The sequence below is a fragment of the Actinoplanes sp. CA-131856 genome, assembly GCF_050956135.1.
Lineage (GTDB): Bacteria > Actinomycetota > Actinomycetes > Mycobacteriales > Micromonosporaceae > Actinoplanes.
On sequence record NZ_CP191849.1, the window covers coordinates 511,179 to 525,210 of the forward strand.

Sequence of the window (14,032 nt, forward strand, 5' to 3'; positions counted from 1 at the left end):
GAGGCGAGCCTAGGAAGACTTTTTGTGGAAAAGGTGTGAATGTCCTGTCTGGTGCTGTGTCCGGTCAGGACGTGTGCCGTGCGGCCTGCCTGAGGTCCAGCTCGTCGATGATGTCGCGGGCCACGTCCTGGCCGACCCTGTGGTCGTGGACCGCTGTGGTCAGGGCCAGGCGCTGGGCGTCGAAGCCGGCGTCGAGGTCGGCCGCCGGCTGGGCGGCGGCCTCGGCGACGATCTGCTCGGCCGTCTCGCGTTCGGCGCGTTCCTCGGCGTGCTCGGCGGCCAGGTCGAACTTCAGCTTGCGGGCCAGCCAGCCGATCGTGGTGCCCTGGATGAGCAGGGTGCCCAGGGTGACGATCAGTGCGATGGCCTGGATGGCGTCGCGGCCGGGGAAGGGCGCGCCCGAGTCCGTGTGCTCGGGGATGCCGGCCGCGGCGGCCAGGGTCAGGATGCCGCGCATGCCGGTCCAGCCGACCAGCACGATCTCCTTGCGGGTCGGCGGCTCCTGCGGCTTGAGGCCGCGCTTGCGGCGCTCCTCCTCGCGCATCTTCCACCGGGCGCGGTAGTAGACGTCCTCCTTGACCCGGCGCTTGCGGCGTTCGTCCCGGCGGCGGTAGCGCTCGAACAGCACGAACACCCCGAGCAGCCGGAAGAGGATCGCCACCACCAGCAGCACCGCGGCCGCCACGAGGGTGCGGGTCAGCCCCGGATCGTCCTCCTTGGCCAGGTCTTCCAGGACAAACTTCAATTGCAGGCCGATGTACGCGAAGACGAAGGTCTCCAGCAGGAAATCGAGCACCGGCCAGACGTTGTTCTCGCGGATCCGGGTCAGATAGCCGCCCGGATATTGGAAGTTCGGGTCGAGCGACAGGTTCAGCGTGATCGCGAAGGCGGCCGCCACCACGGCCAGGATGCCCGAGGCGTGCGCCTCCTCGGCGGTCAGGAAGGCGGTGAACGGCACGAGCAGCACCAGGGCCGTCTCGAGCGTCGGATTGCGCAGCCGCTTGCGGATCAGAAGGGCCGCCGAGGCCAGGGCGCCGCCGATGAGCAGCCCGAGGAAGGCGTTGCGGAAGAACTCGGCCACGCCGCCGCCGAAGCTCGCGTGCTCGCCGTTCACCGCACCGACCGCGATGGCGAACAGGGTCAGCGCGGTGGCGTCGTTGACCAGGCTCTCGCCGGTGAGCACCGAGGTGGCCCGTTTCGGCAGCCCCATCTCCTCGCCGTGCGAGACGGTGGTGATGGTGTCGGGCGGCGCCAGCACCGAGCCGAGCACGAACGCCGTGGCCAGCCCGATCGTCGGCAGGATCCACGAGGTGACGTAGCCGAGCACGCCGGCCGTCAGCACCACGAGGATCACGCCGAGGTTGATGATCGGCCGGAGGTTGGCCCCGAAGGAGGCGAACGACGCCCCGCGCGTGGCCGAGTAGAGCAGCGGCGGCACCACCAGCGCGAGGATCACCTCGCTCTCCAGCTCGAGCCGGGGCACGCCCGGGATGAAGGAGGCCGCGGCCGCGAGCACCACGATGATCCAGCCCGGCTCGACGCCCCGCCGCCTGGCGAGCGACGAGACCGCGATGCCACAGCCGATGATCAGCAGGATCTGTACGCCGTTCACTTGATCAGGCTAGTCAGCGGGCCGAAGCCCCGCGACGACGATTTGGATCATCCGCTGCCGGTCCGGGGCGGCGACGCAGGCGTTCAGGAGGGCCTTCACGTCGGCGCGGGTGACGTCGGCGCGCACGGCCCCGGCCCGTTGCGCGTCCGTGAGCAGAGCCGACTCCAGGCTTTCGAGGTCGTGGCCGGTGCGGGCGGCGGCCGCCTCGATGTCGAAGCCACCGCCGCTGAGTGCCTCGGCCAGACCGCGGTCGGCGGTGGCCCGGCCGACCATGAAGGCGAAGAAGCGGAAGAACGCCTCGCCGGCGATCTCGTCGCGCCTCAACCGCTCGGCCTCGGCGTGGATCTCGGCCACCTCGGCGCCCACGATGGCCTCGAACAGCGACTCCTTGGTCGGGAAGTGCCGGCTGACGGTGCCGGTGCCGACCCCGGCCCGGCGCCCGATCTCGGCCACCGAGACGGAGAGGCCGTCCTCGGCGAAGGCCTTCATGGCCGCCTCGATGACCTTGGCCCGGTTGCGTTCGGCGTCGGCCCGCACATCTTCTCCTTGCTAAACGGGATGGCCATCCCGCATAGTCGTAAGCGGGACAGGCATCCCGATTATAGGAGGGTTCCGCATGTGGACCACTGCCGACATTCCTGACCTGACCGGCCGGACCGCGCTCGTCACCGGCGCCACCTCCGGGCTCGGGCTGATCGTGGCCCGGGAGCTGAGGGCGAGGGGAGCGACCGTCATCGCGGCCGGCCGGAACGACGTCGACCTGGGCGATCTGTCATCGGTGCGGGCGTTCGCGGCCGGCGTCGACCGGCTCGACCTGCTCGTCAACAACGCGGGGCTGATGATCCCGCCCTACGGGCGGACCGTCGACGGCCACGAGCAGCAGTTCGGTGTCAACCATCTCGGGCACTTCGCGCTGACCGGGCTGCTGATCGACCGGCTGGCCGGCGGCCGGGTGGTCACGGTCGCCAGCAACGCACACCGCGGCGGCGCGATCGACTTCGACGATCTCGGCTGGGAGCGTGGCTACCACCGGATGGCCGCCTATCGCCGATCGAAGCTGGCCAACCTGCTCTTCGCGTTCGAGCTGGGGCGGCGCTACCCGGGGATCCTCAGCGTGGCGGCTCATCCGGGAGCGGCGCGGACGCCACTGATGCGCCACAGTCCCTGGCATTTCCGGTTCGTCACGTCAGGGCGTACGAAATGGGCGTTCTCGTGGTTGATCCAGAGCGCGGAGGCGGGAGCCCAGCCGTTGCTGAGGGCGGCGACCGACCCCGGCGCGAAGGCCGGTGACTACTACGGACCGGATGGCTGGGGGCAGTTCACCGGCCGCCCGGTGGTGGTCTCGGCGGCGGACGAGGCCTACGACCCGGCGCTCGCGGCGCGACTCTGGGAGGTCTCGGAACGGCTCACGGGAGTGCGGTGGCCGGCCGCGGCTACGGCCGGCCACTAGGTCAGATCAGCGTTTGATCAGGGCGAACACTCCCCAGCCCAGAAATTCGCGCTGGTAGCGCACATGGCTCACCGGCGCCGTGTCGAGCTCGGCCCGCATCTCGGCGTGCAGCGGGTCGTCCGGGTTGGCGTCGAGCCAGCGCCGGATGTTGAGCCAGTGCGCCGCCTCGTAGCGGTCCCAGTCGTCCTGGTTCGACAACATCATCTCGACCACGTCGTAGCCCAGCTCGCCGAAGTGCGCGAGCAGACCGGGCAGGTCGCGGAGGTCGTCCTTCGCGGTCATGTGGCAGCCGGTGACCGTCTCCTGGTCGGGCGGGTCGAGCCGCCAGTACGGCTCGCCGATCAGGAGCATGCCGCCGGGCTTCAGGCTGCGTTCGAGGATCGTGATGGTGCCGTCGACACCGCCCCCGATCCACGTCGCCCCTACGCAAGCCGCGATGTCGGATTTGTCAGGCGAAACGAACTCGGCGGCATCGCCGTGGCGGAAGTCGACCTCGCTGCCCAGCTGATCAGCGCGCTTCCGGGATTCTTCGACCCATTTACGCGAAATGTCAACGCCGAGGCCCGTGATGCCGTGATCGCGAGCCCAACTGCAGAGCATCTCGCCCCGGCCCGAACAGAAGTCGATCAGCGTCGTGCCCGGCGTCAGCCGAAGAGCCCGGCCGAGATCGGCCAGCTTGCCCGGCGAGAGGGGGTTGAGGATCCGGAGGTCACCCTCGCGGATCAGGAACTGCCGTGGAAGATCCATGTCGGTGCGTCCTGTCAGTCGATCGGATAAGAGAGACGGGAACGCTCCGGGCAGTCATCAAACGCACCTCCACTAGGTTGCGGCCGACCCTAAGAAGAGGCTCACGGCGCACGCAAAGGGTTTTCCGCCCGGTATGCTGGCCCCGGGCCGTGACTGGCGCGTTCGGATGGGCCAACCATCGGGGAGCGGCTCCTCTGACCTGCCGTGCGCCTGGGCCTCTTCATCCGTGATAGGGAGGTCCCATGCCCAACGCAGAGTCCACCGCTTTCCAGTCCGCCCTCGAGGTGGTCCGGTCCGTCGAGCCCCGCATCGCCGACGCGATCGCCAAGGAGCTGCACGACCAGCGCGAGTCCCTCAAGCTGATCGCCAGTGAGAACTACGCCTCCCCGGCCGTCCTGCTCGCCATGGGCAACTGGCTCTCCGACAAATACGCCGAGGGCACCATCGGCCGCCGCTTCTACGCCGGCTGCCAGAACGTCGACACCGTCGAGGCGGTCGCCGTCGAGCACGCCAAGGCCCTGTTCGGCGCCGAATACGCGTACGTGCAGCCGCATTCGGGCATCGACGCCAACCTGGTGGCGTACTGGGCCATCCTGGCCGACCGGGTCGAGGTGCCGTACCTCAAGAAGTTCGAAAAGCGCCAGGTCAACGACCTGACCGACGCCGAGTGGGCCGAGCTGCGGTCCGCGTTCGGCAACCAGCGCATGCTCGGCATGTCGCTCGACGCCGGCGGTCACCTCACCCACGGCTTCCGCCCGAACATCTCCGGCAAGATGTTCGACCAGCGCAGCTACGGCGTCGACCCGGCCACCGGCCAGATCGACTACAAGGCCCTGCGCGACACGGCCAAGGAGTTCAAGCCGCTGATCATCGTGGGCGGCTACTCGGCGTACCCCCGCAAGGTGAACTTCGCGACCCTCCGCGAGATCGCGGACGAGGTCGGCGCGACGTTCATGGTCGACATGGCGCACTTCGCGGGCCTGGTCGCGGGCAAGGTCTTCACCGGCGACTTCAACCCGATCAAGCACGCGCACATCGTCACCACGACGACGCACAAGAGCCTGCGGGGCCCGCGCGGTGGCGCGGTCTTCGCCCAGGAGTCGCTGGCGTCCCAGGTCGACCGCGGCTGCCCGATGGTGCTGGGCGGCCCGCTGGCCCACGTGATGGCGGCCAAGGCGATCGCGTTCGCCGAGGCGCGGCGCCCGGAGTTCGCGACGTACGCGCAGCAGATCGTGACGAACAGCCAGGCGCTGGCCGAGGGCCTGCTCAAGCGCGGCGTCCAGCTGGTCAGCGGCGGCACCGACAACCACCTGGTCCTGATCGACGTGCACCCGTTCGGCCTCACCGGCCGGCAGGCCGAGCAGGCCCTGCTCGACAGCGGCGTGGTGACGAACCGCAACGCCATCCCGAACGACCCGAACGGCGCCTGGTACACGTCCGGCATCCGCATCGGCACGCCCGCCCTGACGTCCCGGGGCCTGGGCGCGGCCGAGATGGACACCATCGCCGAGCTGATCCACACGGTCCTGACCAGCACGAAGCCGGCCGAGGGCTCGAAGGCCAAGTTCCAGCTCGACGAGGCCGTCTCCGACAGCGTGAGCAAGCAGGCCAACGAACTGCTGGCCGGCTTCCCCCTCTACCCGTCGGTTGAACTCGGCTGACAGCTACGTCTGATCGACAAGGTAGGGCCGGGAACCGAAACGGGTCCCGGCCCTACCTTGTCGGCAACTGATTCGTACGTCGCCGCCGCATGGCCCCGTATGACATGCTGAGCGGCGACGAGAGGGGGCCGACCGATGATCGACAAGTTCACGACGCCGCTGCTCACGCCCCTGGAAACGTCCGTTCAGCTGCAGATCCCGGAACGGACTGTGCGCCACTGGCTCAGCCAAAAGGCAGCCGGCCGGCCGCTCGTCCACAGCGTCACTCCGGAACGGCGGGGGTGGCCTTCCGTGCCGTTCGTGGCTCTCGTCGAGGCCTACGTTCTGCGCTCCCTTCGCGCGCTCCATTTGCCGACGCACAAGATCCGCGACGCGGCGGCTGACATCAGGGAGCAGTTCGGCACCGAGTTCGGGCTGGCTACTCGACGCATCGCGACCGACGGCGTCGACATTTTCGTGCACTATCTCGACTCCGACGAGGTAGCGCGAGCCGGCGATCGCCAAATGCCGATCAGGGCGGTCATCGACGACTATCTGAAATACATCGTCTGGGACGAGGACGACGAGTTCCCGAAGCGCCTCACTCTCCGCCGATACGATCCGGCGATCGCCCAAGTCGTCATCGACCCTCGCTTCGCCTGGGGCGCTCCGATCGTGGAACCGGCGAAGGTTCCGGTTGATGCCGTGCTGGGCATGTGGCGGGCAGGGGAGTCCCCGGACGTCGTCGCCGACGAGTATGGTCTGAGCCTTGACCAGGTCAATGCCCTCATCCGAGTCGCAGCCTGAGTTCTTTTCGGACCGCTGCCTGGGTCGAGGCACGTCCCGGTTGCTGCGACAGCAAGGCTGGATCACGCACGACATCACCGATCATTTCGAGAACGATGCGCAAGACGTCGGCGATCCGGAGTGGATGGATTACGGTCTCAGTCGCGGATGGTCCTTTTTGACGCAGGACAAAAGGATCCGGAACCAGGTCAGCGCCCTCGAGCTCCTGGGCGATCATGGCGGGCGGATCTTCTGTCTGAGCAGCGGCAATCTTTTGGTCTCCGACCGCGCCGAGCGTTTCCATTCTCAGCAATCCGCGATCTTCCAGCACGTCGTGGCGGGAGCCGTGGGCTTCTTCGTGGTGTACGACCACGGGGTTGTCAGGCGCTGGCCGTAAGCCTTTGCTGACGGAGCCGGGCATAACGCCGGGTGGGTTGCCGTTCGATCGCGCTAGCTGCTTCCGCCGCCACCACCCCCGCCGCCGTCTCCGCTTGACGGTGGTGAGTAGTCGCCGGGGTAGCCGATGCCGGGGGTCGAACCGCCCTGGGACGGATAGTCGGCCTCGTCGGCGTGATGAGTCGGTGAGGGCTGGTCGTGCTGGCGGGAGCGGCGGGCCACGACGAACGCCACCACGGCCGCGGCCACGATCAGGACGACGAACAGTGCGTTCCCCATGTCGCGAGTGTGCGGCTCCGGCGCAAGGTGGGCCGGCGTGCCGCCGGGCGGTAGCGTCGGCGCGGTGCACGCGTCCCGAGTTCTTGCTGCCCTGGCCGAACTGGCGCCGGCGGGTGGTGACCGTGTGCTGGACGTCGCGCGGGGTGGGCTGCCGTTCGTGTGGCTGGACGCGGCGCACAAAGCGCCGCGGAAGGCCGAGGTCAACCGGCTGGCGGCGCTCGGCGCCCTGCACAAGGAGGAGCGGCCGCTGCGCGTCGGCTGGGGATTTCTGGCCGGCAGGGCGGAAGTCGACGGCAAGCTGACGAAGATCCGGGTGCCGTTGCTCAGCCAGCCGGTGCAGTTGGTGCGGGGGATCGTCGGCTATACGGTGGCGCCGGCCGGTGATCTGGAGATCACGCCGCTGATCTCGGATCGGGAACTGGCGGCCGCGTTGGAGGCGGCGCCGGGAGTGGGGCAGCCGGGATGGCTCGAGGCGACCGGCACCAAGGCGTGGCTGTGGTCGGCGGCGCGGGCCACCGGGCTGACGGTCGACGCGCTGGCGACGAGCCGCCGGGCGCCGGCCGACCGGGTGGTGCTGATGCCGTCGGCGGCGCTCTACGTGGTGCGGGACGTCTTCGGGGCCGGGCTCGCCGACAGCCTGCGCAGCTGGGCCGGGCGCGACCTGACCGGCACGGCGCTGGCCGCCGTGTACGCCGACGAGCTCGATGACCCGCGCGGGGGTGACGACGAGGCGGTTCTCTCCCCGTTGCCGCTGACCGAGGCGCAGGCCGAGGTGGTGGCGCGGGCGAGGACGGCGCCGGTCACCGTGGTGTCGGGGCCGCCGGGCAACGGCAAGAGCCACACGGTGGTGGCGGCCGCGCTGGAAGTGGTGCATCGGGGCGGGTCGGTGCTGGTCGCCACGCAGTCGCCGCACGCGGCCGAGGTGCTGGCCAATCTGCTGGAGCGCTATCCGGGGCCGGTTCCGGTGTTGTTCGGCGACGCCGGCGGGCGGGAGCGGCTCGCGGCGGAACTCGCGGCCGGTGCCGGGCCGGGGGTCGGCGAGAAACAGCTGCGAGCGGATGTCACGGCCGTTCGGGAGGCGCTTGATTCCGTACGTCGTCAGCGCGCTCTCATCACCGAAGCGCTGGAGGAGGAGCTTCGCGCGGCCGAACTGCCGGCCTGGCAGCCCTTGATCCCGGCGCTGGCGGCGGAGGTGCCGGGCGCTTTCGACAAGGAGCGCAAGGGCGCGAGGGACAGGGCGTCGAAGGGCGCGAGCGGCGGGCGCGACGGAGAGGGGATCTGGGGCGAGGCCGAACGCGTCGCCGAGCGGCTGGCCGGAGGCCGGGTTTCGCGGTGGTGGACCCGGTTGCGGTGGGGTGCGCGGGGAGACGTACCGGATGAGCGTGTTGTCGAAGCGGTGAAAGCGGCCACCTCGCAGCGAGCGGCGGCGCGCCTGGCGGCCACGGGCGGCACGGAGCTGGAGTCGCGGTGGGCGGGGCTGCACGCGGCCGAAGCCGAGCTGGCCGAGGCCGTCGGGGTGGCCATGCGTCATGCGGCACGCGGTGAGAAGCGATGGGACCGCGAGGCTCGGCGGGGCGCGGCCGCCCTGGCCACGGCGCTGCGGGCGGGGCGGAACCGGCGGCGGGAGCTGCTGGCCCAGCTCGACGCGCCGCCGCTGGTGCGGGCGCTGCCGTTGTGGATCGGGACCGTGGCCGACGTGGAGGATCTGCTGCCGGCCGCGCCGGGGATGTTCGACCTGGTCGTGCTGGACGAGGCGTCCCATGTGGACCAGGTGCGGGCGGCTCCGGTGCTGGCGCGGGCCAAGCGGGCGCTCGTCGTCGGCGATCCCCGGCAGTTGCGGTTCGTGTCCTTCGTCAGCGATGTCGACGTGGCGGACGTGCTCGACCGGCACGAGGCGGACGAGCGGCTCGACGTACGCCGGGTGAGCGCCTTCGACCTGGCCGCGGGCGCGGCGCCGGCGACCTGGCTGGAGGAGCATCACCGCAGCACGCCGCACCTGATCGGCTTTTCGGCGACGCGGTTCTACGGCGACCGGCTCTCGGTGATGACCCGCACCCCGGCGAGCGAGAGCGCCGACGTCATCGACGTCGTACGGGTCGAGGGTGACGAGATCGGCGCCGTCCTGAAGATCGTCGAGGAGCAGCGGGGCCCGGGCGGCATCGGGGTGATCTCGCCGTTCCGCGCGCAGGCCGAGGCGCTGGAGGCGGCGCTCGTCGAGGCGTACACCGTGGATCAGATCGAAGCTCTGGGTCTGCGGGTCGGCACGGTGCACTCGTTCCAGGGCAGTGAGGCCGAGGTCGTGATCGTCTCGCTCGGGTTGTCGCCGGACGATCCGCCCGGGCGCCGCCGCTTCGTCGCCGATCCGCATCTGTTCAACGTGATGATCACGCGGGCTCGGCGGAAGCTGATAGTGGTCACCACTCTGGAGAAGACCGACGGGCTGATCAACGACTTCTTCGAGTACGCGGCCACGCCGCCCCCGAGCGCAGCCGAGACCGCAGACCTCGACGGCTGGCCCGGCGAGCTCGCGGCCGAGTTGACGCTCCTGGGCGTGCCGGTGCGACAGGGCTACCGGGTCGGCCCGTGGACGATCGACCTCTGCGTCGGCGACCTCGGCGTCTTCTGCGGCCCCCACCCCGCCGGCGCCACCGCCCATCTCGACCGCCAGCGAGCGCTGCACCGAGCGGGCTGGCGCCTGACCGACGCCTTCGCGAGCCGCTGGTCAGGCGATCCCCGGCGCGCGGCCCTCGAGGTCGCTAACGCTGCGGAAGCTGATGCGACTCGACGGCCCTGAGCTGTCCGCCGACTACCCGCGCGGTCATGTACGTGGCGTGGGGCTGCCGGCGCCGGTCGGTCGGAGAACCCGGGTTGAGCAGCCGTAACCCCGTGCTCGCGGTCGTGTCCCAAGGAATGTGCGAGTGCCCGAAGACCAGCACGTCGACGTCCGGGAACCGCGCCGCGCACCTCTCCTCGCGCGCCTTCGACTGGCCGGTCTCGTGCACGACCGCGAGGCGGAGGCCGTCCAGGTCCGCGTACGCGATCTCCGGAAGCCGGGCCCGCAGACCGGGACCGTCGTTGTTGCCGTAGCAGGCGATCAACCGTTTCGACCTCGCCTCGAGCGCGTCGAGCGCCGCCTCGTCCACCCAGTCGCCCGCGTGCACGACCACGTCGGCCTCGTCGATCGCCGACCACAGCGGGGCGGGCAGGTCGCGGGCGCGCTTGGGCAGGTGGGTGTCGCTCGTGAGGACCAGTCGCATGGAAAGTCAGCGTAGGCGGGAAGCGCTTTCCGAACCATGATCGGCGGAATTGCCGCTTTTCCCACAGTGCGGCGGAACCGGTTCCGGGCTCTCTGTTATCCGTGCCGGCCAGGCCATCTACCTGCGGTCCTGTTTCGGCGAGGTTCCGGAACCGTGTCGAACTATGGACAACTGTTAATGGCCGTCCTTAGCGTCGGTGCGGGGGAGCGCTCTCCCCGTACTTCCCTGTCAGGCGCAAGCAGTCCCCCTTGCGTCATCCCCGTCCTAGGAGAAGTAATGACCATATTGCGGAGACGCTCCCCCTGGCGCCTCGCCGCCGCCGGCGGCCTGGTGGCCGTCGTCGTGGCCGGCTACGGCGCCGTGACCGCGGCCGGCGCGAGTGCGGCCGAGACCCTGCTCTCGCAGGGCAAGCCGGCCACCGCGTCCTCGACCGAGGCCTCCGGCGCCTACGCCGCGTCGGAGGCGGTCGACGGCAACACCGGCACCCGGTGGTCGTCGGCCTTCTCCGACCCGCAGTGGCTGCAGGTCGACCTGGGCAGCTCGCAGGCGATCACCCGGGTCGAGCTGAACTGGGAGACGGCGGCGGCCAAGGCGTTCCAGATCCAGGTCTCGAACAACGCCACCACCTGGACCAACGTCTACTCGACGACCACCGCCACCGGCGGCGTCCAGTCCCTGAACGTCAGCGGCACCGGCCGGTACGTGCGGATGTACGGCACGCAGCGGACCACCGGGTACGGCTACTCGCTCTGGGAGTTCAAGGTCTTCGGCGGTGGCGGCACCACGAACCCCGACCCCATCCCGGGCGGCGGCAGCCTCGGCACGAACGTCGTCGTCTTCGATCCGTCGATGTCGTCGGCCAGCATCCAGGCCCGGGCCGACCAGATCTTCCAGCAGCAGGAGTCGGCGCAGTTCGGCACCGGGCGCTACGTGCTGGCGTTCAAGCCGGGCACCTACAACGGCCTGAACATCCAGGTCGGCTTCTACACCTCGGTGGTCGGCCTCGGCCAGAACCCGCAGGACGTGCGGATCAACGGTGACATCACCGTCGACGCCGGCTGGTTCCAGGGCAACGCCACCCAGAACTTCTGGCGCTCCACCGAGAACGTGTCGGTCTATCCGGTGAACGGCGCCAACCGCTGGGCCGTCTCGCAGGCCGCGCCGTTCCGCCGCATGGACATCCACGGCGACCTGAACCTGGCCCCGAACGGCTACGGCTGGGCGTCCGGCGGCTACATCGCCGACTCGCGGATCAGCGGCTCCGAGGGCCAGTACTCGCAGCAGCAGTGGTTCACCCGCAACAGCCAGATCGGCTCGAACACGAACGCGGTGTGGAACCAGACCTTCGTCGGCGTGCAGGGTGCTCCGGCGGCCAGCTACCCGACCCCGCCGTACACGGTGATCAATCAGACCCCGGTGATCCGCGAGAAGCCGTACCTCTACCAGAGCGGTTCCGACTACGCGGTCTTCGTGCCGAACCTGCAGAGCAACGCGGCCGGCGCCACGTGGGTGAACGGCAACACGCCGGGCACGTCGATCCCGCTGTCGCAGTTCTACGTGGCCAAGCCGGGCGACACGGCGGCCCGGATCAACCAGGCGCTGGCCCAGGGCCTCAACCTGATCTTCCAGCCCGGCATCTACCACGTCAACGAGACCATCAACGTGACCCGCGCCAACACCGTGGTCCTCGGCCTCGGCTACGCCACGGTCATCCCCGACAACGGCGTCACCGCCATGCAGGTGGCCGACGTGGACGGCGTGAAGATCGCCGGCGTCCTCTTCGACGCGGGCACCACGAACTCGCCGAACCTGCTGGTGGTCGGCCCGTCGGGCTCGTCGGCGTCGCACGCCGCCAACCCGACGACGATCCAGGACGTGTTCTTCCGGATCGGCGGCTACGTCGCCGGCAAGGCCACGAACAGCCTGCTGGTCAACAGCAACAACGTCATCATCGACCACATCTGGGCGTGGCGCGCCGACCACGGCAACGCCGGCACCTACGGCTGGACGATCAACACGGCCGACAGCGGCCTGATCGTCAACGGCAACAACGTCACGGCGTACGGCCTGTTCGTCGAGCACTACCAGAAGACCGAGGTCCTCTGGAACGGCAACGGCGGCCGCACCTACTTCCTGCAGAACGAGCAGCCGTACGACCCGCCGTCCAACGCCGCGTGGCGCAGCGACGGCGTCCTCGGCTACCCCGCCTACAAGGTCGCGGACAGCGTCCAGTCGCACGAGGCATGGGCCATGGGCAGCTACGCCTTCTTCAACGTGAACCCGGCCGTCCACTCGGCGAACGGTTTCCAGGCCCCCACCCACGGCGGCGTGAAGTTCCACAACATCTTCACCATCTCCTTGGCCTCGGGCACGATCGACCACGTGGTCAACAACATCGGCGCCCCGGCCCAGGCCAGCAACGTCACCCCGTCCACGGTCACCAACTTCCCCTGATCCTCACGCCGGACCGAGAGCGGCGCCGCGGTCTGCCCGCGGCGCCGCCGTCTGCCAGAGGGCACTGACCGGCACAGCACGAAGCTTGTCCCCGAACGGCAGCGTCGAGGTGCCGGTGTAAAGGACGACCCCCGCGACGAAGTCCTCACCGAGGCGCCCGGCCAGGCGGCGGAGCCCACGGAAGTCGTCCGGCCCGACCGTGGAGGCAGCCTTCACCTCGATCCCGACGACCTGCCCGGACCTGTTCTCCAGCACCGCGTCCACCTCGTACGCGTCACGATCGCGGTAGTGCGAGAGGTCGGCCCGCTGGTTCGACCAGGTGAGCTGACGGGACAGCTCGGACAGGACGAAGGACTCCAGGAGCGGGCCGAACGGAGCCCCGGGGCGCAGCAGAGCGCGGGCATCGACGGCGACCTCGTTCGCGGCGATGCCGGAGTCGACGAAAACCATCTTGGGCGCCGCCGTGGCCCGCGTGCCGAGATTGCGTGACCACCCGGGAAGACGCTTGATAAGGAAGATCTCCTCCAGCACCTGCAGGTATCGCATGATCGTCGGCCGTCTCAGGCCGAGCGCGGACTCGAGCGAACCGGCCGCCACGATGGTCGCGGACCGGCCGGCGAGCAGCCGCACCAGCTTGCGAAGCTCGCCCTTGTGCTGGATGTCGGAGAGCTGGAGGACGTCACGATCGATCAGCGCCTGGACGTATCCGTCGAAGAACCGCCCACGGCGGCGGGGGTCGTCGCGGGCGGTCGCCTCGGGCAGGCCACCGCGGATGATCCTGGCGGCATAGTCGGCGCGGGTCACCGTGGACTCGTGCCGCAGACTCGGCCCCAGCTCGAAGATCGCATCGATGAAACCATCAGGCTCGCCGTCGATCTCGCCTTGCGAGAACGGCCAGAGCTCGATCGTCTCCATCCGGCCCGGCAGGGCGTCCGGGGCCGCGACCATGCCGAACAGACGAGACGAGCCGGTGAGGAGGTAGCGGCCGGGCCGAGGATCCTCGTCGACCGCGGCCTTGATGGCCAGCAACAGTTCCGGCACCCGCTGAATCTCGTCGATGACCAGCAACTCCGGCGAATCGACGAAGCCGACCGGGTCGGCGCTCGCGGCCGCGCGGTCCTGCGCCCGGTCGAGGTCGCGGCGCTCAGCGAGCCGGTCGCCGGCAACTATGCGAACCAGCGTGCTCTTGCCCGCCTGACGGGCGCCGGAGATCAGAACCACACGGGTGTCGGCAAGCGCGGCGTCGACCTGGGACGCCGCATGGCGAGGGATGAGCGGGTACGTGGGCACACGCCATTCTAGCTGCTACTTTATCGATTTGCGGGCGGCTCGACGTTCGATTTGCGGACGCTCTCCTGTTCGATCCGCGGAGGCCTGGGCTTTCGATTTGCGGGCGGCCAAGGTGAGTGGC

The 14,032-nt window shown here is 69.7% G+C and carries 12 protein-coding genes and 1 riboswitch; of the genes, 6 read left to right on the forward strand and 6 right to left on the reverse strand.

All coding sequences use genetic code 11. The features are described from left to right. Positions 1-64 precede the first annotated feature (64 nt). Both ACQP2X_RS02400 and ACQP2X_RS02405 read right to left on the reverse strand, forming a co-directional pair. Positions 65-1,612: a cation:proton antiporter gene (locus ACQP2X_RS02400; RefSeq protein ID WP_498694048.1), complete on the reverse strand. Its 1,548-nt coding sequence runs from the start codon at positions 1,610-1,612 to the stop codon at positions 65-67. A 9-nt stretch (positions 1,613-1,621) separates the two neighbouring features. After that, a complete protein-coding gene (locus ACQP2X_RS02405) occupies positions 1,622-2,149 on the reverse strand; it encodes a TetR/AcrR family transcriptional regulator (protein ID WP_498694049.1) in 528 nt (175 codons plus the stop codon). 79 nt (positions 2,150-2,228) lie between these two features. On the opposite strand from ACQP2X_RS02405, the gene ACQP2X_RS02410 reads away from it, so the two are divergent. Further along, a complete protein-coding gene (locus ACQP2X_RS02410) occupies positions 2,229-3,062 on the forward strand; it encodes an SDR family NAD(P)-dependent oxidoreductase (RefSeq protein WP_498694050.1) in 834 nt (277 codons plus the stop codon). A gap of 6 nt (positions 3,063-3,068) precedes the next feature. Here ACQP2X_RS02410 and ACQP2X_RS02415 read toward each other — a convergent pair whose 3' ends face one another. Continuing rightward, positions 3,069-3,809, reverse strand: coding sequence for an SAM-dependent methyltransferase (locus tag ACQP2X_RS02415; protein ID WP_498694051.1), 741 nt, complete (start codon positions 3,807-3,809; stop codon positions 3,069-3,071). A gap of 139 nt (positions 3,810-3,948) precedes the next feature. Beyond that, positions 3,949-4,032, forward strand: a riboswitch (ZMP/ZTP riboswitch). A 19-nt stretch (positions 4,033-4,051) separates the two neighbouring features. Between ACQP2X_RS02415 and ACQP2X_RS02420 the strand changes: the two genes are divergently transcribed. The 3 genes from ACQP2X_RS02420 (at position 4,052) to ACQP2X_RS02430 (ending at position 6,632) form a co-directional block, all read left to right on the forward strand. Further along, the gene (locus ACQP2X_RS02420) at positions 4,052-5,470 is read left to right on the forward strand and encodes a glycine hydroxymethyltransferase (protein WP_498694052.1); all 1,419 of its coding nucleotides are present in this window, start codon (positions 4,052-4,054) and stop codon (positions 5,468-5,470) included. 135 nt (positions 5,471-5,605) lie between these two features. Next, on the forward strand, positions 5,606-6,256 hold the full coding sequence (locus ACQP2X_RS02425) for a DUF433 domain-containing protein (protein WP_498694053.1): 651 nt from the start codon (positions 5,606-5,608) through the stop codon (positions 6,254-6,256). 40 nt (positions 6,257-6,296) lie between these two features. Next, the gene (locus tag ACQP2X_RS02430; RefSeq protein WP_498694055.1) at positions 6,297-6,632 is read left to right on the forward strand and encodes a PIN-like domain-containing protein; all 336 of its coding nucleotides are present in this window, start codon (positions 6,297-6,299) and stop codon (positions 6,630-6,632) included. Positions 6,633-6,685: 53 nt separating this feature from the next. On the opposite strand, the gene ACQP2X_RS02435 is transcribed toward ACQP2X_RS02430, so the two are convergent. Next, a complete protein-coding gene (locus tag ACQP2X_RS02435; RefSeq protein WP_498694056.1) occupies positions 6,686-6,910 on the reverse strand; it encodes a hypothetical protein in 225 nt (74 codons plus the stop codon). A 37-nt stretch (positions 6,911-6,947) separates the two neighbouring features. On the opposite strand from ACQP2X_RS02435, the gene ACQP2X_RS02440 reads away from it, so the two are divergent. After that, the gene (locus tag ACQP2X_RS02440; protein WP_498694057.1) at positions 6,948-9,704 is read left to right on the forward strand and encodes an AAA domain-containing protein; all 2,757 of its coding nucleotides are present in this window, start codon (positions 6,948-6,950) and stop codon (positions 9,702-9,704) included. Here ACQP2X_RS02440 and ACQP2X_RS02445 read toward each other — a convergent pair. Next, positions 9,667-10,167 carry a metallophosphoesterase family protein gene (locus tag ACQP2X_RS02445; protein ID WP_498694058.1) on the reverse strand — a complete coding sequence of 167 codons (501 nt, stop codon included), beginning with the start codon at positions 10,165-10,167 and terminating at the stop codon, positions 9,667-9,669. The genes ACQP2X_RS02440 and ACQP2X_RS02445 overlap by 38 nt on opposite strands. A gap of 276 nt (positions 10,168-10,443) precedes the next feature. Between ACQP2X_RS02445 and ACQP2X_RS02450 the strand changes: the two genes are divergently transcribed. Then, positions 10,444-12,621, forward strand: a complete 2,178-nt coding sequence (locus tag ACQP2X_RS02450) for a pectate lyase-like domain-containing protein (RefSeq protein WP_498694060.1) — start codon at positions 10,444-10,446, stop codon at positions 12,619-12,621. A gap of 3 nt (positions 12,622-12,624) precedes the next feature. Here the strand turns inward: ACQP2X_RS02450 and ACQP2X_RS02455 are convergent, their stop codons facing one another. Next, complete coding sequence (locus ACQP2X_RS02455; RefSeq protein ID WP_498694061.1) at positions 12,625-13,911, reverse strand: ATP-binding protein; 1,287 nt, start codon at positions 13,909-13,911, stop codon at positions 12,625-12,627. Positions 13,912-14,032 lie beyond the last annotated feature (121 nt).

Excerpts from the sequence above, each read along its gene's own strand:
- ACQP2X_RS02450 (WP_498694060.1), top strand. The coding sequence starts at position 10,444 with ATGACCATATTGCGGAGACGCTCCCCCTGGCGCCTCGCCGCCGCCGGC.
- ACQP2X_RS02435 (WP_498694056.1), bottom strand. The coding sequence starts at position 6,910 with ATGGGGAACGCACTGTTCGTCGTCCTGATCGTGGCCGCGGCCGTGGTG.
- ACQP2X_RS02410 (WP_498694050.1), top strand. The coding sequence starts at position 2,229 with ATGTGGACCACTGCCGACATTCCTGACCTGACCGGCCGGACCGCGCTC.
- ACQP2X_RS02425 (WP_498694053.1), top strand. The coding sequence starts at position 5,606 with ATGATCGACAAGTTCACGACGCCGCTGCTCACGCCCCTGGAAACGTCC.
- ACQP2X_RS02445 (WP_498694058.1), bottom strand. The coding sequence starts at position 10,167 with ATGCGACTGGTCCTCACGAGCGACACCCACCTGCCCAAGCGCGCCCGC.
- ACQP2X_RS02415 (WP_498694051.1), bottom strand. The coding sequence starts at position 3,809 with ATGGATCTTCCACGGCAGTTCCTGATCCGCGAGGGTGACCTCCGGATC.
- ACQP2X_RS02420 (WP_498694052.1), top strand. The coding sequence starts at position 4,052 with ATGCCCAACGCAGAGTCCACCGCTTTCCAGTCCGCCCTCGAGGTGGTC.